This is a genomic window from Paenibacillus sp. LBL (genome assembly GCF_029893715.1).
Classification (GTDB): Bacteria; Bacillota; Bacilli; order Paenibacillales; family Paenibacillaceae; genus Paenibacillus_AQ; species Paenibacillus_AQ glucanolyticus.
The window spans coordinates 275350-297885 of record NZ_JARXYU010000007.1; the positions used below are offsets into that span (position 1 = coordinate 275350).

Below are 22536 nucleotides of genomic sequence, written 5' to 3' on the forward strand. Positions count from 1 at the left end.
TGTACGATCAAGTCAACGAAAGTTCATCTCCGCTCCTGCGGTAATGCTCCGGTGTCGTTCCGACCATTGATTTGAACATCCGGCTGAAATGAGCCAGATGCTTAAACCCGGATGCCTGGCTGACCTCCGTTATGCTCAGATAAGGGTGAAGCCGCAGTAAAATTTTAGCCTGGTTGATCCGCCGGTGATACAAATATTTAAACACCGTTGTTCCCGTCACCTCCTTGAATAAGGAGGATAGATAATGCTTGGTAATATGCATATCGCGGGCGATTCTCTCCAGCGTCAGATCGTGCATATAATTTTCCTCGACAAACGATACCACATGCTGGACATGCCGCTCCTTCTCTGAGATCGAGTCCTGACCCTGTACAGCGGCCTGACACCAGCCTGCAATGACGTACATCAACTCCTGGATGCGCAAGGTCATGCGTTCCTGGCGGTAGTGGGTCGTGGACGCTGACAGGCGATGAATATCGGCCAGCAGGGCCTCGAACTCTTCCCGATTGGTCCCGGTTAGGGTCATACGATGATTCCGGAGCGTATCGAAGGGGTCCAGCAGGATCGTCTTGGCCGATTCCGACAGCCCCTTGCACACCCAGGCCGGGTCAAAATGCAGAATGCTTCTTACGTATCTGGAATCGGGTTCCACACTCGGACAATGAAGCGTCAAACCATTCATCAGCAGCAGATCCCCCGGCTTCAGCGCAAAGACAGAGTCACCGATTAGATAGGTGCAGCATCCCTCGTGAAAATAATAGATTTCATAAAAGGCATGGGAATGGAACTGCCCGCTGATAAGGGGCTGTTCATTATAATAGCTCAGATCTATTGGCTCTTTCAGCTGCATCCACTCGAAGCTTGGCAGCCCTTTGGATGATGACGAGGACATAAGAGAATCGCCCCTTTAGCGGCCTGGGGTTGTAGAACCCCTGAACATCGCGGAGTTTTTCTCTATTATATATGATTTTCTTGAATGCGCACGGCCTCATTCTGAGCAATCACGCATAATTCGCCAGCCTTGAAGGCGTGCTCCTGGGACATGGCAAACTCGGTCCGTTCCAGACAATCCAGGATCAGCTCGCCGAAAAACGGATAGCCTACCTTGCCCTGCAGCTCCATATGAAACTCCCCTTCGCCGTTAACCAAATACAGATGATCGCCTTGTGGATGTCTGGCAATATCAATGTATTTACGAAGTTCGATATATCCGTCCGTTCCCAAAATAACGGTTCTTCCGTCGCCCCAGGTACCAAGGCCCCCAGGCGTCAGCCAATCGACACGGAAATAATTCGTGGCCCCGTTGTCTCCGAGAAGTGTCGCATCTCCGAAATCCTCCAGCTCCGGGTAGGCCGGATTCGCATAATTGCCCACCTTGCTGCTGAGCACCTTGGCATCGCGGCAGCCTGCAAAAAACAAAAACTGCTCAATCTGGTGGGACCCGATATCGCACAATATGCCGCCATACTGCTGATGGCGGAAAAACCAGTCCGGACGGGATGGAGCATTTAAGCGGTGCGGTCCTGTTCCCATCACCTGCACCACGCGGCCGATCACGCCGTCCTGTATCAGCCGACCCGCGTGGACCGCACTCTCCACATGCAGCCGTTCACTGTAATAAACCATATACTTCCTGCCTGTCTCTGCCGCCTTTGCACGTGCCGCGCTTACCTGCTCCAGGGTGGTGAACGGCGTCTTATCGGTAAAATAATCCTTGCCGTGTGACATAACCTTCAAACCAAGCTCACATCTCTCCGATGGAATGGCGGCAGCCGCTACAAGATGAACTTCCGCATCCTCGAGCACCTGTGCCTCGGAGGAAGCGGCGGTTACGCCAGGATAGGTCTCGAGAAAAGCCGCTACCTTGGCGGGGTCTGAATCATACACCCATTTTAAAGTTGCCCCCGCTTCAATTAATCCGTTACACATGCCGTATATATGTCCGTGCTCCAGCGACATGGCGGCAAAGACAAAATCCCCGGGCTTGCACACCGGCTGGGCTTTGCCAACCGGCGCATAGAGCATTCCATTACTGCGATCCATACCGATTGCCTCCTGACGGTTCATTAATAGGTTCCGAACGTTTTGCTCATATCAACCGGTCCAACCTCTCTGACGGTCTTCTGGCTGGAAGATTGGGCAATGCGTTCCTGCAGCAGCTCATAATACAAATCTTCGTTCAAGGGCAGATCCACCCAATGATCGGTCCAGGTGGACAGATGCATCGCGTTTGACAGCGTCAATCCGTGGATCCCCTCTTCGCCCGGCGCAATCAGCGGCGTGCCTTGACGAATGGCATCCACAAAATTTTGAATAATACCGCTGTGCTGAGGATTATCACCCGAGATCGGCACATCGCATTTCCAGCATTCCGGTTCTCCAAAACCTCCGGTATACTGCTGATTGAATTCGGGTTCCGGAACGCGAAGGCGCCAGAAGGTAAGCTTTCCGTCCTCAATGACGATTTTTCCACGGTCCCCCGTCACTTCGTACCGGTTCGTTCCAGGCGCTTCGCCCGTTGTGGTAATAAAAACTGCCGTTGCACCATTCTCATATTCAGCATAAGCCGTCACATCGTCTTCCACTTCAATATTGCGGTATTTGCCAAACGAACAAAAGGCACGAATCCTCTTCGGCATCATTCCGGTCGTCCACTGCCACAAATCCAGCTGATGCGGAGACTGGTTGATCAGCACGCCTCCACCTTCACCGCCCCAGGTTGCACGCCAACCGCCGGAATCATAATAGCTTTGGGACCGGTACCAATTGGTTACGATCCAGTTCATCCGCCGGATCTCACCAAGCTCGCCGTCTGCAATCAGCTCCCGAAGCTTCTTATACAGCGGATTACAGCGCTGGTTATACATAATCGAGAAGACTTTGCCACTGCTCGCAGCGGCAAGGTTCATTTCCCGAACCTGCTTGGTATAGACGCCCGCCGGCTTCTCGATCAGGACGTGGAGTCCATGACTGAGGCATTTTATCGCCACTTGTGGATGTGCATAATGCGGCGTGGCAATGATCACCGCATCGATCTCTCCCGAAGCTATTAAAGCATCCGCATCATTCCAGATTTTCACATCCGAGGGCAGTGTTGCCTTCGCCTCTTCCTGCTTAGCCGGGTTGAGGTCACATATAGCGCTGAGTTTCCCTCCGGCAATCCGGCCTGCTGCAAGCGTTCTGGCATGCGAGAATCCCATGCCGAGTCCAATGACGGCTACTCTTACTTGATCCATATTTCTTACCTCCCTTGTGAATGAATGTCTACACGCGCTGTTTATGATCTGCCCACACCTTCATCTGCTCGGCAAAACGGAGCAGCATCTCCGTAGACTCATACGTACCGCTAAAGTCTTCAATCCCGAAATAACCATCGTAGCCCACCGAATGCAAATCCTGTATCACTTGCACCCACGGAACGGCTCCCTGGGCAAGAGAAACCCATTCTCCAGACCAGACTGCCGTGCTTCCATCCTCTGATGGAGTCTTGCGGTATCCTGCATTCTTAACATGGACATGAGCCAGATAGGGACCCAGCAGTTCCAGGCCCATTCGGTAATTCTCATACCCTTCATGGACCATATTGCCCGGATCATACAGCACCCCAATATGCTGTGGATTGAAGTGGGATACAAGACGGTGCGTTAGTCCCGCACTCGGCGCAATCGTCAGATGATGTGTCTCCACCAATGCCTTGACTTGATAAGCCGCTGCCAAGTCCTGAACCTCGTGTAAATACCGTACCGCTTGATCGTACAGTTCATTGTAGTTGTGCTTTCGGTCATATCCCGGAATACCCACGCGAATAAATGAAGCTCCGATCAGCTTGGCTGCCTGCATGACCTTTTCCGTTGCTTCCACATCACCACAGGTCAGATAGGGGACCACCGCAAGACTGCGCCGTCCAAACTTGTCGGCAGCTTGGCGGAATCTAAGCCAATCCTCCTCCGTGCCTCCCGGATCTATTGAGCATCGATTATGACGCCAGAAGGAAGGCTTCTCCTCTGCGGCATCGGCTGGAACTTCCTTGAAGCGCCATTCAATGCCCTCAATACCGGCATCAGCCGCTGATTTAGCCAGCGCCTCAGGCTGCAAATCAGGTGTTGCGACTGTAAAAACAGACAGTTTCATTATTCCGTCATCCTCTCTTCAGACCTGTGAATTTGCATGAGCAACATTTGATCATCGTTGGACTCATTTCTTATCATTCAGAGCGTCATAGATTCATAGAACCAACCTTGCAGATAGCGCTCTCATTTCTGTCTTTTCTCTCTCTCCAACATCGTAGCACAGTCCAGGAGGCAAACCCATATCCCTGTATCCGAACCTTAACCACAGTCAAACAAAGCGGAAAAGAAGTGTCTTTGAATACAATCAACCGTCCTTAACGCAAAAAAGCACCCCTGCCGTCCTGGAACAGACGGTAAGAGTGCCTTCCTTATCATAAGTATTCATTATTTTACGGCAACGTAGAACAGCCGGGATGCATCCTGCCCTGCTTCAATCCACTCAAAATCGGCATAACATTTCACATCCCGAAATCCGGCCTTCACCAGTTCAACTCTCATCCATTCCGGGTCGTATCCGCGCTGGACATGAGTCTCCTCAAAGCGGCGGTAAACGGAAGGATCCTGATCGTCCCTGGCAAAAATGGAAAGATGATGTTCAATCTCACAACGACGTTCATCCAGGTCGCATGTCCAGATATAGGACACTTCCCGTTCATCCAGAACGAATGGCTGCTCTTCGTCATAACGAATCAGCGTATTGGGGTGATGCACATCAAACAGGAACGTGCCGCCTTCCTTAAGACCGCTGTAAGTCCGTGCAAAAGTGGAGCGTATGTCCTTCTCCTCCAGCAGGTAGTTCACACAATCACAAAATGAAATGACAGAATCCACCTGCTCTGGCAGTTCCCAGGAGCGCATATCCTGCTGTACCCAGCGGACGCTGCCCTCCCGAAATAAACGGTGCCCCTGCGGTGTTCCCTCGAGCTTGCGTCTGGCAACGGACAGCATGTCCGCTGACAGATCAATACCTGTTACCTCAAATCCGGAGTTAACCAGCGGGATGGTGATACTGCCAGTTCCGCACCCGAGCTCCGCAACGCTTTTTGGCATTCCGTGTTTATCCCAGGCTGTTCTCGCAAAGCGGATCCAATCCGGATAAGGCATGTCTTCCATGAGTTGATCATATACGTAAGCAAACTTGCGGTAAGACAACATGATGACACCACTTTCCTAGAAGCTTCCCCTATGATCCGGGTTGTTACTTAGAATCGGTATTCTCTTCTTTATTGACCATATACGTCCAGCTGTCCTTCTGGGTAACGAGCCCGTCCTTCATCAGTTTGCCAAGCGCACGTTTGAAAGCGGATTTGCTTATGCCAAATCGCTGCTTGATGATATCGGGCGGTGTATCATCCGAATACGGCATCGCATGGCCCGGGCGCTCCTTCAGAAAAGCAAGGAGCCGGTCGGCATCATCTGTCCGGCCGATCTCTTTTTGCGGAACCATGGACAGGTTGACCCTTCCATCTTCCCGAATATGGCTCACCCGGACTTTGACCTCTTCGCCAAGGCGCAGCATGCGTGTCCGTTCGGAGGAATGGATCATGCCGATTGCACCAAAGCCGACCACGCCTCCGTCAATGATGACAAATGTGCCCATCTGGAGCGGTTTATAGACGAGGGCTGTGAACCATTCGCCCTTCCATGAATCAGGCGCATGGAACGAAAGCGGAGCCAGCTCCTGCTCGCCGGCAAGCTTCGCCCGAAGACGCCCTTGCTTGTCATGCTCCATAATGACAAACACATAGTCTCCCACGACCGGATGCAGTTCCCGCATCTCAGGCAACTCCCGGATTGGAAGCAGCAATTGTCTGCCAAGCCCCATCTCAAGAAAACACCCAAGACGGGGATGAACATCCGCCACCTGCAGCTTCGCGGTTTCACCCAGTGTCAGATAAGGTTTCTTCATCGTTGCAGCCAAGCGATCTTCCGTATCAAAGAAAATAAATACCTCTACCGTGTCCCCCGGTTCAATCTTGCCCGTGAGCTCCGAATAGTGAAGAAGCACATCCCGATCGCCGCCATCCAGAAAATAACCGTAAGGAGAAACTTCTCTGGATACAACCAGCTCCGTCAATGTGCCGGCAATTAAACTCATACGTTCTCCACCACTTTAGCATCCGACCACAGACGCTCGATATTGTAATACTCGCGCTCATCGCGGTGGAAAATATGCACGATAACATCCCCAAGATCCATCAATACCCAGCGGGCTGCGTCCATTCCTTCCAGTCCGCGAAGAGCTACGCCTTCATCATGGGCCCGTTTGCGGATTTCGGTTGCTATCGCTTGCACCTGGGTATCCGAGTTACCATGACAGATGACAAAGTAGTCTGCGATTAGCGAAATCCCTCTGAGATCCAGAACAACGAGATCCATTGCCTTTTTATCTTCTGCGGCGGCAACTGCCACATTTAACAACTCATTCGGTTTCAACGTCATGAATTCGCCTCCAATTGCTTAATTAGATCGTTGCGGGCTAATACCGTCAACGGATAAATAATTTGTCTGCGTGATAGCAGGTGTCCGATCGTGGAATCAAAACCGGCGGCAAGCGCCTCTTCAAGGCTATGGTTGGCCAGTTCGCGAATATTATTCACCCCGGGAAAATCCCGTCCCGGTTCCATGTAATCCGCAAGGCAGACCACCTTGTCCAGCAGCGTCATTCCTATGCGTCCTGACGTATGGTAACGAATTGCGTCAAGCACCTGGGCATCCGTCACCCCATACTCCTGCTGCGCTACAAAAGCACCGACCTCAGCGTGCCAGAGCTGCTTGTCGTAATGGAGCAGCTCTTCGGAGAGTTTATGATCCACCATCATCTGGTGAAGCCTCTGCACAGGCCAATATTTTGCAACATCATGCAGGATGGCTGCCAGCTCTGCCTTAACCGGGTCGGCTCCAAACCGGCCGGCCAGGATGACGGCGGTTTCCATTACGCCCTGCGTGTGCTCCCAGCGTTTGGCCGGCATCTGGGAGGATACAGCGTCAATCAGTTTCTCACGGCTGTACAGCATATATACCGCTCCTAACAATATAATCATAAACACGGTCCGGTACCATATAACGGATGGACAAGCCCGATGCCGCTCTATCCCGAATCAGGGTGGAGGATATTTCGATCAGCGGCATCTCCGCCGTGACCACCACCTGACGCAGAAATTCCGGCAGCTCATCCACGGACAGCTTGGTCCCGGGGCGGTTGAGCCCGATAAAGGTGAGCATTTCCGCCAGTTCCTCAATGCGGTTCCACTTGGGAAGGTATGCCACCATATCCGCTCCGATAATGAACGAAAATTCATGCTCGGGATACGTATCCCGCAGCTCTCTGACGGTGTCGACGGTGTAGGAAACTCCGCCGCGTTGCACTTCCCAGTCCAATGTACGAAAGGACGGATGGTCGGCTACAGCCTCGGCCGTCATTTCCAGCCGCATGAGTCCGGTTACGCCGGCATCTTCCTTGTGCGGGGGGATATGACTCGGCATGAACCATACCTCATCCAGGTCATAAGTATCCCGTGCAGCTTCGGCTGCCAGCATATGCCCGATATGAATGGGATCAAAGGTTCCACCCATTATCCCTACCTTCATCCGGATCGCCTCCCCTTATAGAGAGTTATTCTACTGCCTTACAAGGAGCAACGTGCTCCCTTATGGCAGTTCGATGGTCTTGTAATCTTTGGATTCTTTATAGAGCACGATCGTTTTGCCGATGACCTGCACCAATTCCGCTTTGGCTCCCTCGGCAAGTTCCTGCGCGATTTCCCGAGGATCTTCAAGGCAGTTGTTCAATACGGATACTTTCAGCAGCTCACGCTTCTCAATCGCCTCGGAAATATGGCGGATCAGATGCTCGTTGCTTCCTCCCTTGCCTACCTGGAACAGCGGATCCAGATGGTGCGCAAGGGAACGTAAATGTCGTTTTTGCTTTCCTGTTAACATGCTTGGTCATTACTCCTTAAATATTCAATTATTAAATCCAACGGATTGGTCGAAAGCTATATTGTAGCTTTTGCTTCACCATTAATCAATAAACAAGATGCACCGGTTCAGGCTTGAAAGCTGCTCAGAACCGCTTCATTCATGGCCTGCACAGGTGCCGTCAATCCCGTCCAATACTCCAGTGCATACGCACCCTGGTTGATAAACATCCCAAGTCCGCCATGCACAGTGCATTGCCGCAACTCACCTTGCCGGAGAAGCTCAGTCTTCAGCGGGTTATAGATCAGATCGCTGACCACGATCCCTTCCGGGATGTGCCCTTGAGGGATAGGAATCTCCGAAATCCGGGGAAACATGCCTACAGAGGTTGTGTTGATAATGACATCCGCTGTAAGCAATGCCTCTTCGGCATAATCTTCACCGTATCCCCTCAAGTCGGCAAGCGAGCTCCATTCCTCAGCCAGCGCCAGCGCTTTGGCGGCTGTCCGGTTCACGATCGATATCGTCTCGGGCTTTTCGCCGATAAGGGCATAAATAATACCCCGGGCAGCGCCTCCGGCTCCAAGGACAACAATGCGCTTCCCTTTGAGGTCGGGACACGCTTCATCCTTCAATGAACGAACATATCCGATGCCATCCGTATTGTAACCCTTTAGGGTGCCGTTGTCATTGACGATGGTATTGACGGCGCCGATCTGCCGCGCCCCTTCATCAACGACATCCAGATACTTCATAACCTCCACCTTGTGGGGGATCGTAACGTTTACCCCCCGAAACCCCAACGCTTTCACAGCCTGGATCGCTTCCCCTAATCCTTCCGGACGTACATGAAGCGGCACATAGGCGCCCGATAACCCCAGTGCGGTTATGGCCGCATTATGCATGGCCGGCGATTTCGAGTGGCCGATGGGATCCCCCATAACGCCAAGGAGCAGGTAATCACGCTCGATCCATGAATTCTCTTTCATTTCTCCTCCGCCTCTCCCGCCATAAGCCAATGGTGCACCTATGGATGAGTCACTTATATCAAGGATGGACGCGACAGAACTTTGATTCCTTTCGGTGCATGAACCGCTACAAGCGCACCCTGCTCACCGTTGATCTTGATCCAGCCGAGGCCGGATATAAACACGTCTTGGCGCGTTCCCTTCGGTATACGGATTTCATGTCTTGTCCATTCCGGTAATTCCTCAAGCCGTTCCTTAGTCGGGGGCGAGAGGAGCTCTCCGGCATGCTCCTCAAACAACGAATCCGCCCGTTCCAGCTTGGTCCGATGAATGCCTAATCGGCCGCTGATGAAGCAAGTGAAGGATTGATGCTCCCCTTGCAAAAAGTCAAAGCGGCCAAAACCTCCGAAGAACAGGGTCTGACCCTCGTTCAGCTGGTATACCATCGGTTTCAACGGATTCTCCGGCATCACTGTCCCCAAATCCTCACGGCTGACTACCTCGCTATAGCGCCAAGGGTATACGATGCCCGGCGTATCAATAATATACCGGCCATCATCCAGCGGGATATTGACCATATCCAATGTCGTTCCCGGATAACGGGAAACGGTCAACTCCTGATCCAGATCACTGTAGTCGCGGATCAAACGGTTGATCAAGCTGGATTTGCCTACGTTCGTGGCTCCAACTACATATACGTCACGGTCGCCTCTGTGCTGCCCGACCATCTCCAGCAGCCGCTCGAAGCCTTGATTCTTCTTCGCGCTGCAGAGCACAATATCTTCCGTTCTCAGGCCATGCTCCTTGCACTGCTTCTGCACCCAATTCAGAACCTTGTTCCAATTGGTAACTTTCGGCAGAAGGTCTGTTTTATTAACAGCCAAAACGACAGGGTTATTGCCGACAAAACGCTGCAGTCCTGAAATGAGACTTCCTTCAAAGTCAAAGAGGTCCACAATATGAATAACAAGCGCATTCTTGCCGCCAATTTGTCCGAGCAGCCGTAAAAATTCGTCCTGATCTACGGTTACCGAGGATGCTTCATTATAATTCTTGATCCGGAAACAGCGCTGGCAAATGACCGGGTCACGGTCCCAGGCCTTCTCCGGCAAATAGCCGGGCTTGTCCTGTGCTGCACTCTGAAGCGGTATGCCGCAGCCGCTGCACTTCTTGATGTCTCCGCCTGTAGGCAACGTCATGATTTCGGTTCCTCCTCCATCCATAATCCTTTTTTGCGTAAACGGGTCAATGCGATGCGTTCCACCCGGCGATTAACCAGACGGGTAAACCATCCCTCATCGCTGATTGCGATAGGCATAACCAGAACCGTATACAAACCAAGGCGATTCCCGCCATATACATCAGTCAGCATCTGGTCACCGACAACCACCGTTTTATCCGGAGTGAGCTCCATCATTTTCATGGCTTTGCGAAACGGAGTATTGCTGGGCTTACGGGCTTCGTGCACATATTGGATATCCAGCGGCGTCGCAAATTTGGACACGCGTTCGAGCTGGTTGTTCGAAACAATGATGAGCTGAAAGCCAAGCTCCTTCACTCTTTTGAACCAAACGACCAGTTCCGGTGTCGCCAGCGGAGCCTTTGCACCAACGAGGGTGTTATCCAGATCCGTAATGATTCCACGATACCCCTGCTCATATAATTCTTCTAGGTTAATATCAAAAACCGTATTGACACGGAGCTTTGGGATTAACATTTCAAACAAGTTCGTCACCTCAATTTCATACGAAAAACTATACCATATTCCGGTTCCTTAGTAAAAATAATCACGAGCCTTTTTCATCCTTCATACCGCGTAATCATCATGACCAGCAAAAGACCACCCGGCAGCTCAGGAAGAGAGCCGGGCGGTCTTGAAATTACTGGATATCAGAGCACGTATCCATATCGAGGTATCCTGATATCGCAAGAACAACCACCACTATGCGGTCTGTCTTCCTGGAATTACGGCGACAGCCGTTTTTCATGCACAATTCGAATCTTTTTTATAGACTTCTTCAGTTTCTCGGCATCATTTTGAACGGAACGCCACTGCTCCTCCTGCACTTCAGCAGGACTGTAACGTGCAGCCTCGAATTGCTGCAGCAGCGGTCTCATTTCGGATTCCAGCGCAGGATGTGCTTGCAACCAGCGCTTCACCGACTCACGAAGCGTTTCATGTTCCTGGCGTACCAATCCCTTGCGGTGCACGGAACGAATCCAGCGTTCGGTTTCGGCAATGACTTTATCCGCTGCCGTCAGCGGCTTGCCTGCACGAATGCGCGCTCCTGCAAAACGCAGGCTGATACGCATTCTCCACAAAATATACAGAATCCACAATACGATTACAACCGCGGCAGCCGTTACAATCATTTTGACCCACCCGGATTGTTGATCATTAGAGGCGGAAGCAGGAGTGGTTTCATCCTCTGCACTCTCTTCTTCTTCAACGTCTTCCTCAATGACCGGCTCGGCATCTGTGTCGGCTGTCAGGATGGGCATGCTAAATCCCGGCGTTGCTTCAATCGGAACCCATCCGTACTCACCGAAATATACCTCCACCCAAGAATGGGCGTCTGCATTCGTTACGGTATAGTTCCCTGGCTCAATCGGGGTTTGACCATCCATCGGCATGTATTCCGAAGCCGTCAGGCTGCCGGGAGCATAACCCTTTACCCAGCGTGCTGGGATATCAAGGGACCTTGTCATCATAACAAGCGAGGTAGAAAAGTAATCACAATATCCTTCCTTGACCTCAAACAGAAAACCATCCACGAAATCATCGCTCTTCTTGCGGGTAAGGTCAGGGGTGTTCGTATAGGTATAGTTGCTTGTTAGATATTGTTGCAAAAGCATAACCTTCTCATACGGAGTATCTCCTTCAGCCGTAATTTCCTCAGCCAGCGTTGTGACGCGTTCCGGGAAATTTCTCGGCTTCTGGATATAGGCATCGTCCATAGAGCCGGAATACAACTGATCGTATGTTCTTGTGCTCAGCTCATCAATAGGAATAACCGGCACTTCAGAGGTTAAGGTATAACTCTTCGGATAATCTGCATCCCGGACATCATCCAGATGCATTTCCGCGCCTTCCATCTGCCAGCGGAGCCGCCCCGGATCAATATCTTCATCCAGACCCTCCAGCTGCTTAACAGAGTATGCACCGAACAATACGGGGTACACCGTATCACTCAGCATCGTCACTGATTGCTCCAGTTTCTTGGTGGATAGTGATCCGTTCGATTCACCCGGCAGTTCCTCGCCGATCTCTACGCCTGTACCGGAACGCCGGCTGCTGGCTCCGTCTGCCCAACCTGTGCCGGAATACACCGCTCTGGTCTCTCCGCGCCAGTAGCTGCGTTCATCCGAGGTGATTGACATCACCGGTGAGTAGTCGAAGTTAAAGCCGCCGCCAAGATCATTGTCCTCTCTTCCGTAACCGGACATGCTCTCTGATGAAGACTCGATAAGAGTTCCGGTTCCGGTTGTACTGCCCGTGGACAGCGGCACCCCGCTCCATTCCCTCCATGCCGTATAAGGATCTGTTAATGTCGGCTGGACATGAGGCATATTCACGCCAGCCACAATAATCAAAGAGAATATAACCAAAATGTTAGCAATAATCTTAAACGGGTATTTTGATAAGTTGATCCAGCCCTGAGGAAACCGTCTGCGGAACCGGTTGAAATGGCTGGAAACAAGCCAGCCCATTCCGGCTCCGACCACCCAAGCGATCTCATCCCACAGCACAATTTTTGTAAAGGAATCCAGCACGGCAAAGCTGATGACATTCAGCCCGACAATAAAAAGGACGCGTCCTTTGGTTTTGGCCCAGTGTGCAATGAACAGGAAAATCGCCCAGGCAGCGACAGCGAACCATAAATAGGGAAAGAGATACATGATTTCTTCAGCCAAAACACTTTCACTTGTCATGACAGGAACTGGATTGCCGTAAGACTTCAGCAAACTGTACACGCAATAGAGAATCAAAACAAACTGTATCAGCAGCCTGTAGCCCTGTTTAATGGGAAGCAGGGCTTCAATGACAGCCGTGATGGTTAACGCCGCTATGACAATGGCCGTCGTTTCCGAGAGCCAGATCGTTTCGGTGAAGGATACCCACTGCATGCCCATGATCCAGAGCCAGAGCATCGCCAATGTACTGAAAAAGGTCGTGGACAGTTTATCCAGCCATAGTCTCATCAAACACCACCTCCAAGCGCAGCCGGAAGCTCATCCAGCGAGGAAACCGAATAACTCGATATGCCCCGGGATTGAAGGAGCGATATGGATTCATCCTGCCGCTTCTTTTCGTTCGGGTTATGAATTTGCAGAAAACAAGGGTTCATCCCCCTGGTTTCAACCCAGCGCATAATCTCGGAAGCTTCCTTGCCACTCATTGGACTGATCAACAGGAACAAGGCGCCTTTGGGAAAATGACGATAGGACTTCTCCAGGGAAGCGATCAATTTGCCCTTTCGGTTATAATCCACATCAACCAAATGCTGAATCATCCGCATCCGTTCGCCCGCATGGTCGGCGGGAGCGAACATTTTGGCTTCCTGCGTGGTTGTGAACAGACCTGTACCCGCATGCTCCTTGGCACCATATTCAATCAACGACGCCGCTGCCGATACAGCGAGCTCAAACTGCTGGGCGTTATCAAACCCTTCTGCGGTGCAATCCAGAACGATCATCGTCTTCGGAAAGGATTCATGCTCGAATTCCTTCGACTTCCAGGAGCCGGTCTTTGCCGTAGCGTTCCAGTGAATCCGGGAGATCCGGTCACCATATACATAATCGCGGACTCCATTGATCTGCGTTGTTTCCCGTCTTGAAGCCGATATCGTTGTATGCGTGCCGCCTAATCTGGAATTCCGAATGTTTCGATGCCACTTGGGGATATAGATGGTTCTCGGCAATACGCGAAAATCAGTCTGAACTTCAATCCGTCCCTTGTGCTCCATTAAGCCGAAAATATCTTCGCTTATGCATTCCGTCTTGGAAAAAGCATACCGCCCCCGCTCAAGCGGCGGCGTCTGGAATACAAGCTTGCCTGTACCCCGAAGGTTCGGAATGATGCTGTCCTCGAAAGACCAGGAGTCGCCGTTATGCCTCTGCAGCACTTCACGTACAATCATGTATGGCATAGGCAGCAAGCCTGGAACATGAACCTCCAGCTTCACGCGAACCTGTTCGCCGGCATGAAGCTGCTCTCCAGCACGCTCCGACCCGCCCAGTACGCTGCGCTGCGCTTTGACTCGATTGACACCGCCAAAGCCAGCACCGATCAGATATATCGTCAGAAGGCTCACCATCGAGAACAGCATGAGCGAGGTTTTGCCTCCTTGAAACAAAACGTACAAAAGACACAGGCACCATACCGCCAACACCGCTGCCAGTCTGGACGGCTGCATGCCATTCAAAAATAACGAAACCGCACGGCGCATGCCTATTTCCCCATTTGTACAGGCACTTTGACCTGACGCAGTATAAACTCAAGCACCGATTCCGGACTCGCATTGTCGAGTCTGGCTTCCGGACGCAGCATGATCCGGTGCGAAAGTACGTACGGAGCAAGCGTCTTCACATCATCAGGCAAAACATAATCCCGCTCGTTCAAGAAGGCGTAGGCTTTGACCGCGTTCATGAATGACAGGGTTGCCCGGGGGCTTGCGCCCAGCATAACGGAAGGATGTTCACGCGTCGAGCGGGTGATATTCAGCAGGTAGTCGGCAACAGGCTCGCCGATGAAGACGTCCCGAATTTCACGCTGAATGGCGGAGATTGTATCCATATGTGTTACCGGCTGCAGCTTGTCCGCCAGCTGTCCGTCACGTGAACGGTACATCAGCTGCTTCTCCGTTGCGGCATCAGGGTAACCCAGGCTGAGTTTTAACATAAACCGGTCCAGCTGGGCCTCCGGGAGCATGTACGTACCTTCAAAATCGATCGGGTTCTGGGTAGCGCACAGCATGAAGGGATGGGGAAGTTCGTGGGTCGCCCCGTCCACCGTTACACTGCGCTCCTCCATCACTTCAAGCAGAGCCGATTGCGTCTTGGTGGTAGCTCGATTTATTTCATCCGCCAGCAGAATATTGGTCATGACCGGGCCTGGACGGAAGTAGAACATTTCGTCACGAGGGTGGAATACCGAAACCCCTGTTATATCACTCGGGAGAATGTCCGGATTGCACTGAATGCGGCGGTAGTCTCCCTGCATGGATTTAGCTAATGCTTTGATCAATTGGGTCTTTCCTGTGCCGGGCACATCTTCGATCAGAACATGTCCGCCGGCGAGCAGCGCCGTAAGGAGCAATTGGATCTCAAATTCTTTGCCTAGCAGGCACGACTCCAGATTGGTTCGTACCGAGGTAATGATTTTCATGGATTCTTGGCTTACGGGCATGTATGACTAACCTCCTGTAAGGGAATAAATACTTAATTTAGTACTATTGTACATGATCGAAGTCCCGGAGTACATTCGAAGAGATATTTTGGTTATTAACCTGTTTACATGTCCGCATAAACAGCCAAAAGACCCTGGTACAGTACCAGGGTCTTGCAAACCGCATCATATGGCTTATCCCTTCGGACGGACGAACAAAGCTGCAAGAAAAGAGAAAATGATCGCTGAGGATATCCCTGCACTCGTTACTTCGAATATCCCCGTCACGACCCCGATCCAGCCGTCCCTCCCCAGCTCCGTTAAGGCGCCGTGAACAAGGGAATTGCCAAAGCTGGTGATAGGCACCGAGGCTCCGGCTCCGGCAAATTTGACAAGCGGTTCATATAACCCGAAACCGTCAGCAACGGCTCCGGCCACCACTAAAGTACTCATCGTATGTGCGGGTGTCAGCTTGATAACATCCATCATAATTTGCCCAATAACGCAAATCAGACCGCCTATAATAAAAGCCCACAGAAACTGCATACCATTATCCTCCCATCTCTAAGGCTACGGCATGAGCAATACACGGAATGCTCTCGCCCTGCTGGTACGAAAGCGGCGACAGCAGAGCCCCGGTAGCCACAATCAGCACCTTTTTTAATTCGCCTTTGCGCATCCGTTTCAAGATATGGCCGTATGTGACTACAGCCGAGCAGCCACACCCGCTGCCTCCGGCATTCACGTATTTCTGTTTCTCCAAGTCGTAGATCATCAACCCGCAATCGGCAAACACCGTACCGTCCATGATGACATCATTCTTCTTCAAAAGATCCTTGGCGATGGGAAGCCCCACCGAGGCCAGGTCACCGGTGACAATCAAGTCATAATCCTTCGCCTGCCGGCCTGTATCCTTAAAGTGCTTGGTAATCGTATCTGCTGCCGCAGGAGCCATTGCCGCCCCCATGTTGAACGGATCCTTAATACCCAGGTCCACAACCTTGCCGATGGTGGCATAGGTGACCGCAGGGCCATCCCCCTTGTCCGAAACAACGGAGCAGCCTGCTCCCGTAATCGTATACTGCGCATAGGGCGGCTTCTGTGATCCGTACTCCGTCGGATAGCGGAACTGCTTCTCCACCGTGCAGTTATGGCTTGCCGTTCCGGCCATCACATACTTGGCTCCTCCCGAATCCACCAGCATCGAGGCGACGGCCAGACTTTCCATGGAGGTGGAGCAAGCACCAAATACGCCGATATAAGGCACACCCATCTGTCTGGCGGCAAAAGAACTGCTGATGATCTGGTTCATCAGATCCCCGCCGACAAAAAACTGCAGCTGGTCCTCTTTGATGCCCGCCTTCTCCACTGCTTTTCTGGAAGCATCCTCAAGCAGCTTCCGCTCGGCCTTTTCCCATGTTTTTTCATTAATTTCGATATTGTCATACACAAAATCAAAATCATTCGCTAGCGGTCCCTCGCCTTCTTCCGGTCCTACAATGGTTCCCGTGCTGATAATGACGGGTTTATTCTCGAACTGCCAGGTTTGGCCAATCACCTTCATTGAACGTTACCTCCCTTCGATGCCAAAAATGGCATAGATGACACCGATAATAAACGCAGCAACGGTACCAAACACAATGACAGAGCCTGCAAGTTTAAACATGCTGGCCCCCACGCCTAGAACCAGGCCCTCTGCCCGATGCTCCAGCGCTGCGGAGCACATGGAGTTGGCAAACCCCGTAACCGGCACGGCACTGCCTGCCCCGGCCCACTGCGCGATTTTGTCATACACGCCGAAGCTGGTCAGGATGACCGACAGTATAATCAGCACGGCAACCGTCGGATTGCTTGCTTCGGTTGAAGTCATATCGAATACGGACATAAAAAACCGCTGGATACACTGGCCGATCAAACAGATCAAACCTCCGACCAAAAAAGCGCGCAAACAATTTTTAAGGATGGCGCGGGGAGGTTCGTGCTTTTTGGCAATGGCCTGATATTCCGCCGAGCTCATGGTGGTGATATCGGACTTGGACTTTTGATTAGAGCCGGACATTCAAAACACCTCCGCTTGAATTAAGTATGGAATTTCATGAAGCGCCGAAGAGACACTATGGATATCACTCGATATCATTATGCTTTGAATGAACTTCCTTTATGTTTGGAAAATCATCCTTCTCATGATGAGGCACAGCTTGTCCCCCAGCATATGGAGAATCCGCACGAAAATCAGCCTTCAGGAATACGACCTGAAAGCTGAAAGAAGTCTCGCTGCCATTATGCTTAAGGCTGTCATTATATAAGAATGAACTTCAGCAAAATGACGAGTAGGATGAACAGGACCATAATGAGCAGAAGTTCTCTGACTTCGGCATGATGGTCGTACCAAACAACCCCATGGTGGTTCATATTCTGCCCCTTCCCCGACTGACAAAATTTCACTTGTTTTCCTATCATCCTATTCCTATCCCACATACAGGGTGCTTGTCATTTACTTTTTATTTGGAGTATCTTGAACGGCGCCGGTTTTGTAGACTTTTCAGATATATAGGGGCATACTAGAAAAGTAAAACTCATACATACCTTTTCAAAAGGAGCGATATTCGTTATGAATGAATCAACATTGGAATTATTTCGAACACTAACGGAGTTTCCGGCTGCGCCGGGCTTTGAAAGAGAACTTCGTTCATGGGTGAAGGATGCCCTCTCTCCATATACAGATGAGTTCGTGCAGGATCGCCTGGGCAGTCTGTTTGCTGTTCTCCGCGGAAACGATGAAGGGCCAAAAGTCATGGTAGCCGGTCACATGGACGAAGTTGGATTCATGGTCACGGGCATCACCGAAGCGGGCATGGTCCGTTTTCAGCCGCTAGGCGGCTGGTGGAGCCAAGCGGTCCTTGCGCAGCGCCTGCAAATTATTACAGATAAGGGCCCGGTCGTCGGCGTTGTCGGCTCCATTCCTACTCATCTGCTGGATGAAGCACAGCGCAGCAAACCTGTCGACATCAAAACGATGTATATTGATATCGGTGCGGACAACAAAGCGGAGGCCGAATCGTTTGGCATCCGTCCCGGTCTGCAAGTGGTTCCGATCTGTGAATTCACCCCGCTGGCCAATCCCAAAAAAATCATGGCCAAAGCATGGGATAACCGCTATGGTGTAGGCCTGGCCATCGAGCTTGTGAAAGCTCTTCACGGCGAGAAGCTTCCAAACACGGTATATGCCGGTGCGACGGTTCAGGAAGAGCTGGGGCTGCGCGGGGCGCGCACTTCGGCAAACCTGATTCAGCCGGATATTTTCTTCGGACTGGATGCCAGTGCTGCAAACGACATGATGGGTGACAAGAGCCAGTTCGGTCAATTGGGACAAGGCGCGCTGCTCCGCATCTTCGATCCAACGATGCTGACTCACCGCGGAATGGTGGAATACGTTCAAGATACCGCGGAGACCAACAAAATCAAATACCAGTATTTTGTCTCTCCGGGCGGTACCGACGCTGGCCAAGTACATCTTAGCGGCATCGGTGTTCCATCCACCATCATCGGCATTTGTTCCCGCTACATCCACACTTCTTCATCCATCATCCATACCGATGATTATGAAGCTGCTAAAGAACTTCTGATCAAACTTGTTAAAGGTCTTGATCGCTCGACGCTCCAGACGATTCTGGACCGCGCATAAGCGATATCAGTTCAAGGAAGCCCCCCTGCTGGCTTTCAAAATATATATTTCTAATTATGTTAAATAAGGGTATCCTGCATCGTCTTGATCAGACCGCGGGATACCCTTTTTTTCCTCATGTTCACACTATGAAGACAGCGTCTCTTTATGCCTTGCCAAACGAAAGGAGATAATCATCGTTAAATAGACGATGACCACCAGCACCGTGTTCAGCACAAAAATCATGCGAAATCCGGTCAATCCTCCTGCCGCCTGGCCTGGAAGCGCCAGCATGGCACCGCCAGCCGCCGTCCCGAACATCATGCCCAGATTCCGCGACAGCGCCAGAATACTGCTGATCAAGCCGAGATCGCTCTTGGATGTTCGGCTCATCACCAGAGAATTGTTTGGAGGCGTAATCAGCCCCATGGAACCGCCGAGCAGTACAATCAGGAGAATCAAAAAGAATATGGGGTAGGCAGGCGATACAAAGCCCAGTACGAGTAATGCCGTCGTCATAACCAGCAGACCGGCCGACAGCAGCGGAAATGTCCCCAGCTTGTCCGACAGATTGCCGCTCAAGGGAGAGAATATGATCAGCGACAACGGATAACCCATCATGATCAGCCCTGCCGTCGCAGGCTCAATGCCAAGCTCACTCAGCAGGAATACTGGGAGTACAAGCTGGGCCGAGAAAGCCGCCATATAGGAAATGATGGTAATGATAATCCCCACGCTGATGCCCGCATCTCGGAACAGATCCAGCTTCATGAAGGGCAGCCGCCCTTTTCCTTGCCGTTCCCAGCGTGAGGACAGACACCACCCGATGAAGGAAGCAGCGCCCACCCCAAACAGAATGAACAGTACCGCAACCTGCCATGAGCTCCAGCCCCACTGAGCGCCCAAATTCACAGCCGTAACCAGACCAGTCAATGATATGGCAAAAAGGGCAGCCCCAGGCACATCCAAACGGCTTTCCGACCATTCCGGTTTGTCCTTCGGTATGAACCGCTGAGCAAACATCCACGCAATCAGCGACAGCGCCGTCAGCAGCCAGAAATTGCTTCGCCAGCTGAACCATTGGATCAATATACCGCCAAGGCTCGGACCAATCATGGAGCCTGCTGCAACAAACGTGCTGATCAGCCCGAGCGCTTTGCCTCGCTGCTCCTTGGGAAACACAGAAATGATCAAAGCCATATTGGTGGCCTGGTACATGGCCGCCCCTATACCTTGAAGAATGCGGGAGGATATCAGTCCGTTTAATGAAGGCGACACGGCACAGCAGATAGCCCCGGCCATAAAAATAAAATAGCCGATATTGTGAATTTTCCGTCTGCCCAGCATATCGCCGAGCTTGCCCATCACAGGCAGCAATATGGAAATCACAAGCAGGTAAGCCGTGACGATCCATTGGGCTGTTGGAATAGTTGAATCAAAGGTTCTTGCAATGTCTACAAGCGCAATGTTGAACATGCCGGCTGAAAGATTGGACAGAAATGCTCCTAAACAAATGGTGTATTGAACGATCATCCTCGATCTGTTATTCACGCAGGCCTCACCAGCTTATTCATGAATTTGTGCATGCGAAGAGAGGACCCTCACAGAAAAAGCTCCCGCATGCGGAGAGCTTCATTCTGCCTGGATCATGACTCAGACAACCTAACGCGCGGTCGTCTGAGCCGCCGACATCGGCCTTACTGATCCATCTGGAATCTTATCCATCCAGATATCAATCACATGCTGCACCCCACTAACTTTCCCGAAATACCCTTCAATATTCTCGAGTGTCATATCATGGGCGCTTTGCGAATACGATGCGCAGGCATCCGCTACAAGCACGATATGATAATCCAGCATAAAACCGTCCCTGGCAGTGGATTCCACGCAGACATTGGTGCTGACTCCCGTCATGATTAACGTTTCGATTTTCAGCGTTTTCAACACGGAATCCAGCCTTGTATTCACAAAAGCGCTGTACCGGTGTTTATTGACAATGATGTCATCCTGCTCCGGAGCAACCTCATAGAACTCGGCTCCCCAGCTCCCCCTCCGGCAGACATGGGCCGACCGTCCCGATGACCTGGTAGTCCAGGCGTCGGAATCCGTTGCTTTCTCATGGAGTGTCTGAATGAAAATGACGGGCACATGAAACTCCCTGGCGGACTGAAGCAGCTTATGCAGCTTCGGCATCATCTCTCCTACCCCGCTAACATCGCAGCCCGCTCGGGGCAGCGCTCCCTCCGGATGACAATAATCATTCTGCACATCAACCACGATCACCGCCGCTTTGCTCTCAAGCATCAGCTGATTCAAAGATTTCATCGCGACTCTCCCCTTCCGATTGTGTATTTGAAAGAATGAACCCCATCATTTACTTCTTGGCATTGTTCACAAACTGCATGTCCACAAGGGCATCGTAGGTATAATCCCCCTTGAATATCCCCGTTTCGATCATGACATCCATGTCATGTTTCAGCGCGTCTTCCGAGATCAGCCCGTCCAAACTCCATAAATTGTCTTCATAAGCCCGATCCAGCGCCGCTTGAATCGCATCATCGGAAAGCGTCGGGAATTCGGCCTTCAAATTCTTCTTCGCCAGTTCTTTATCGCTCTGAACAGCTCCAAGCGCTTCGATGATGGCGTCTGTAAAGCTTTGAACGGCTTCTGCATCCTTCTCGATTGTGGACTTCCTCACACTGAGCACCGAATACGAGAAATCACCCAAATCATGAAACTTGTAAAACGGCTCCTCCCACACATTCTTCGATATCCCGTCGCTAATCTGCGGCTCCGCCCCATTGGCGATATCGGCAGCCCCTTGCTGAACCATCGTCACGACCGTGGAGCCGTCTGCCGGCTCAAGCAGCTGCACGTCCTTCTCCGGATCCAGACCAAGCTGAATCAGCAGATAGCGGGTTAACAGATTGGGCGTACCGCCATGGCGCCCGGCATTGATCTTTTTTCCTTGTAAAAAAGCCTTCAGGTCCTCGGGAGAATGGCTGGCGGGTGCGGTGCCTTTCTTAGCCATTAAATACACATTCGCCCGGTTGACAACGTTGACGACAGAGATGATCGGATCGGAATTGTTGTTGTTAGCCAAGGCGTTGGACTCCGTCCCGCCAATGACGCCCCAAGCATCGCCGCTGACCACGGCGGTTACATGCGCACCTCCCGCGGCTTGGATGACCTCGACATCCAGCCCCCTTTTCGCAAAGAAACCTTCGCGCTGGGCCACATATAGAGGAAGATAGCCTGTCGAATGGAGCGGCTCGGCGATCACGATTTTCTTCAGCTTACCCTCGCCGGAGGCGGAGGCGGTGTCATTCTTCTCATTGCCGCAGGCTCCCAGCAGACTTGTGATCATGACAAGTGCGAACAATAGTGAAAGCTTCCTCATTTTACGGTTCATATGAATTCCCCTTTTATATGAGCATTTTGCATTAATCTGAGTCCTTGATACACAAGGATTTCCACACATAAAAAAGGGACTTCACCCCAACTTGGCGAAGTTTTTCGGTGACC

23 protein-coding genes are annotated in these 22536 nt (G+C 51.6%); 1 reads left to right on the forward strand and 22 read right to left on the reverse strand.

The genetic code is table 11. From position 1 onward, the window contains the following. Positions 1 to 7 precede the first annotated feature (7 nt). The 19 genes from M2277_RS17715 to spoVAC all read right to left on the reverse strand — a co-directional run bounded on the left by M2277_RS17715 (position 8) and on the right by spoVAC (position 17406). Positions 8 to 892 carry an AraC family transcriptional regulator gene (locus M2277_RS17715; RefSeq protein WP_006208987.1) on the reverse strand — a complete coding sequence of 295 codons (885 nt, stop codon included), beginning with the start codon at positions 890 to 892 and terminating at the stop codon, positions 8 to 10. Positions 893 to 957: 65 nt separating this feature from the next. Continuing rightward, positions 958 to 2043 carry a Gfo/Idh/MocA family protein gene (locus tag M2277_RS17720; protein WP_063478927.1) on the reverse strand — a complete coding sequence of 362 codons (1086 nt, stop codon included), beginning with the start codon at positions 2041 to 2043 and terminating at the stop codon, positions 958 to 960. Positions 2044 to 2066: 23 nt separating this feature from the next. After that, entirely contained in the window at positions 2067 to 3236 is a 1170-nt protein-coding gene (locus M2277_RS17725) for a Gfo/Idh/MocA family protein (protein ID WP_006208985.1), read from the reverse strand. Positions 3237 to 3264: 28 nt separating this feature from the next. Further along, positions 3265 to 4131: a sugar phosphate isomerase/epimerase family protein gene (locus tag M2277_RS17730; protein ID WP_006208984.1), complete on the reverse strand. Its 867-nt coding sequence runs from the start codon at positions 4129 to 4131 to the stop codon at positions 3265 to 3267. Positions 4132 to 4454: 323 nt separating this feature from the next. Beyond that, on the reverse strand, positions 4455 to 5225 hold the full coding sequence (locus tag M2277_RS17735) for a class I SAM-dependent DNA methyltransferase (RefSeq protein WP_280755264.1): 771 nt from the start codon (positions 5223 to 5225) through the stop codon (positions 4455 to 4457). A 43-nt stretch (positions 5226 to 5268) separates the two neighbouring features. After that, on the reverse strand, positions 5269 to 6168 hold the full coding sequence (locus tag M2277_RS17740; RefSeq protein ID WP_036644512.1) for a CvfB family protein: 900 nt from the start codon (positions 6166 to 6168) through the stop codon (positions 5269 to 5271). Beyond that, entirely contained in the window at positions 6165 to 6512 is a 348-nt protein-coding gene (gene rsfS / locus M2277_RS17745) for a ribosome silencing factor (RefSeq protein ID WP_006208981.1), read from the reverse strand. The genes M2277_RS17740 and rsfS overlap by 4 nt, the downstream gene beginning before the upstream one ends. Then, complete coding sequence (gene yqeK, locus M2277_RS17750; protein ID WP_006208980.1) at positions 6509 to 7087, reverse strand: bis(5'-nucleosyl)-tetraphosphatase (symmetrical) YqeK; 579 nt, start codon at positions 7085 to 7087, stop codon at positions 6509 to 6511. The genes rsfS and yqeK overlap by 4 nt, the downstream gene beginning before the upstream one ends. Beyond that, positions 7071 to 7661: a nicotinate-nucleotide adenylyltransferase gene (nadD, locus tag M2277_RS17755; RefSeq protein ID WP_148247906.1), complete on the reverse strand. Its 591-nt coding sequence runs from the start codon at positions 7659 to 7661 to the stop codon at positions 7071 to 7073. Before nadD ends, yqeK begins: the two co-directional genes overlap by 17 nt. Before the next feature lie 60 nt (positions 7662 to 7721). Continuing rightward, complete coding sequence (gene yhbY, locus M2277_RS17760; RefSeq protein ID WP_006208978.1) at positions 7722 to 8012, reverse strand: ribosome assembly RNA-binding protein YhbY; 291 nt, start codon at positions 8010 to 8012, stop codon at positions 7722 to 7724. 107 nt (positions 8013 to 8119) lie between these two features. Next, complete coding sequence (locus M2277_RS17765; RefSeq protein WP_280755265.1) at positions 8120 to 8980, reverse strand: shikimate dehydrogenase; 861 nt, start codon at positions 8978 to 8980, stop codon at positions 8120 to 8122. A 53-nt stretch (positions 8981 to 9033) separates the two neighbouring features. Further along, positions 9034 to 10158: a ribosome biogenesis GTPase YqeH gene (gene yqeH / locus M2277_RS17770; protein WP_036644517.1), complete on the reverse strand. Its 1125-nt coding sequence runs from the start codon at positions 10156 to 10158 to the stop codon at positions 9034 to 9036. After that, the gene (locus tag M2277_RS17775; protein ID WP_006208975.1) at positions 10155 to 10685 is read right to left on the reverse strand and encodes a YqeG family HAD IIIA-type phosphatase; all 531 of its coding nucleotides are present in this window, start codon (positions 10683 to 10685) and stop codon (positions 10155 to 10157) included. Before M2277_RS17775 ends, yqeH begins: the two co-directional genes overlap by 4 nt. 239 nt (positions 10686 to 10924) lie before the next feature. After that, positions 10925 to 13162, reverse strand: a complete 2238-nt coding sequence (locus M2277_RS17780; protein ID WP_231888034.1) for a DUF4129 domain-containing transglutaminase family protein — start codon at positions 13160 to 13162, stop codon at positions 10925 to 10927. Further along, positions 13162 to 14409 (reverse strand): DUF58 domain-containing protein, encoded by a 1248-nt coding sequence (locus M2277_RS17785; protein ID WP_063478921.1) that lies wholly within the window; start codon positions 14407 to 14409, stop codon positions 13162 to 13164. The genes M2277_RS17780 and M2277_RS17785 overlap by 1 nt, the downstream gene beginning before the upstream one ends. 2 nt (positions 14410 to 14411) lie before the next feature. Next, positions 14412 to 15368, reverse strand: a complete 957-nt coding sequence (locus M2277_RS17790; RefSeq protein WP_006208973.1) for an AAA family ATPase — start codon at positions 15366 to 15368, stop codon at positions 14412 to 14414. Positions 15369 to 15542: 174 nt separating this feature from the next. Continuing rightward, the gene (gene spoVAE / locus M2277_RS17795; RefSeq protein ID WP_006208972.1) at positions 15543 to 15893 is read right to left on the reverse strand and encodes a stage V sporulation protein AE; all 351 of its coding nucleotides are present in this window, start codon (positions 15891 to 15893) and stop codon (positions 15543 to 15545) included. A gap of 4 nt (positions 15894 to 15897) precedes the next feature. After that, positions 15898 to 16911, reverse strand: coding sequence for a stage V sporulation protein AD (gene spoVAD, locus M2277_RS17800; RefSeq protein WP_006208971.1), 1014 nt, complete (start codon positions 16909 to 16911; stop codon positions 15898 to 15900). Between the two features lie 6 nt (positions 16912 to 16917). After that, positions 16918 to 17406 carry a stage V sporulation protein AC gene (spoVAC, locus tag M2277_RS17805; RefSeq protein ID WP_006208970.1) on the reverse strand — a complete coding sequence of 163 codons (489 nt, stop codon included), beginning with the start codon at positions 17404 to 17406 and terminating at the stop codon, positions 16918 to 16920. Positions 17407 to 17958: 552 nt separating this feature from the next. Between spoVAC and M2277_RS17810 the strand changes: the two genes are divergently transcribed. Further along, the gene (locus M2277_RS17810) at positions 17959 to 19032 is read left to right on the forward strand and encodes a M42 family metallopeptidase (protein WP_063478920.1); all 1074 of its coding nucleotides are present in this window, start codon (positions 17959 to 17961) and stop codon (positions 19030 to 19032) included. 126 nt (positions 19033 to 19158) lie between these two features. On the opposite strand, the gene M2277_RS17815 is transcribed toward M2277_RS17810, so the two are convergent. From M2277_RS17815 to M2277_RS17825, 3 genes are all read right to left on the reverse strand, one after another. Then, positions 19159 to 20562: an MFS transporter gene (locus M2277_RS17815; protein ID WP_280755266.1), complete on the reverse strand. Its 1404-nt coding sequence runs from the start codon at positions 20560 to 20562 to the stop codon at positions 19159 to 19161. A gap of 111 nt (positions 20563 to 20673) precedes the next feature. After that, on the reverse strand, positions 20674 to 21336 hold the full coding sequence (locus tag M2277_RS17820) for a cysteine hydrolase family protein (protein WP_280755267.1): 663 nt from the start codon (positions 21334 to 21336) through the stop codon (positions 20674 to 20676). A gap of 49 nt (positions 21337 to 21385) precedes the next feature. Then, positions 21386 to 22423 carry an ABC transporter substrate-binding protein gene (locus M2277_RS17825; protein WP_036644533.1) on the reverse strand — a complete coding sequence of 346 codons (1038 nt, stop codon included), beginning with the start codon at positions 22421 to 22423 and terminating at the stop codon, positions 21386 to 21388. Between the last annotated feature and the right edge of the window lie 113 nt (positions 22424 to 22536).

Coding starts and splice junctions, on each gene's coding strand:
- nadD (WP_148247906.1), bottom strand. CDS start 7,661: ATGAAGGTAGGGATAATGGGTGGAACCTTTGATCCCATTCATATCGGG.
- M2277_RS17735 (WP_280755264.1), bottom strand. CDS start 5,225: ATGTTGTCTTACCGCAAGTTTGCTTACGTATATGATCAACTCATGGAA.
- M2277_RS17765 (WP_280755265.1), bottom strand. CDS start 8,980: ATGAAAGAGAATTCATGGATCGAGCGTGATTACCTGCTCCTTGGCGTT.
- yqeH (WP_036644517.1), bottom strand. CDS start 10,158: ATGACGTTGCCTACAGGCGGAGACATCAAGAAGTGCAGCGGCTGCGGC.
- M2277_RS17740 (WP_036644512.1), bottom strand. CDS start 6,168: ATGAGTTTAATTGCCGGCACATTGACGGAGCTGGTTGTATCCAGAGAA.
- M2277_RS17780 (WP_231888034.1), bottom strand. CDS start 13,162: ATGAGACTATGGCTGGATAAACTGTCCACGACCTTTTTCAGTACATTG.
- rsfS (WP_006208981.1), bottom strand. CDS start 6,512: ATGACGTTGAAACCGAATGAGTTGTTAAATGTGGCAGTTGCCGCCGCA.
- yhbY (WP_006208978.1), bottom strand. CDS start 8,012: ATGTTAACAGGAAAGCAAAAACGACATTTACGTTCCCTTGCGCACCAT.
- spoVAC (WP_006208970.1), bottom strand. CDS start 17,406: ATGTCCGGCTCTAATCAAAAGTCCAAGTCCGATATCACCACCATGAGC.
- spoVAE (WP_006208972.1), bottom strand. CDS start 15,893: ATGCAGTTTCTGTGGGCTTTTATTATAGGCGGTCTGATTTGCGTTATT.
- M2277_RS17730 (WP_006208984.1), bottom strand. CDS start 4,131: ATGAAACTGTCTGTTTTTACAGTCGCAACACCTGATTTGCAGCCTGAG.
- M2277_RS17720 (WP_063478927.1), bottom strand. CDS start 2,043: ATGGATCGCAGTAATGGAATGCTCTATGCGCCGGTTGGCAAAGCCCAG.
- yqeK (WP_006208980.1), bottom strand. CDS start 7,087: ATGCTGTACAGCCGTGAGAAACTGATTGACGCTGTATCCTCCCAGATG.
- M2277_RS17725 (WP_006208985.1), bottom strand. CDS start 3,236: ATGGATCAAGTAAGAGTAGCCGTCATTGGACTCGGCATGGGATTCTCG.
- M2277_RS17715 (WP_006208987.1), bottom strand. CDS start 892: ATGTCCTCGTCATCATCCAAAGGGCTGCCAAGCTTCGAGTGGATGCAG.
- M2277_RS17820 (WP_280755267.1), bottom strand. CDS start 21,336: ATGAAATCTTTGAATCAGCTGATGCTTGAGAGCAAAGCGGCGGTGATC.
- M2277_RS17790 (WP_006208973.1), bottom strand. CDS start 15,368: ATGCCCGTAAGCCAAGAATCCATGAAAATCATTACCTCGGTACGAACC.
- M2277_RS17825 (WP_036644533.1), bottom strand. CDS start 22,423: ATGAACCGTAAAATGAGGAAGCTTTCACTATTGTTCGCACTTGTCATG.
- M2277_RS17785 (WP_063478921.1), bottom strand. CDS start 14,409: ATGCGCCGTGCGGTTTCGTTATTTTTGAATGGCATGCAGCCGTCCAGA.
- M2277_RS17810 (WP_063478920.1), top strand. CDS start 17,959: ATGAATGAATCAACATTGGAATTATTTCGAACACTAACGGAGTTTCCG.
- spoVAD (WP_006208971.1), bottom strand. CDS start 16,911: ATGAAGGTGATTGGCCAAACCTGGCAGTTCGAGAATAAACCCGTCATT.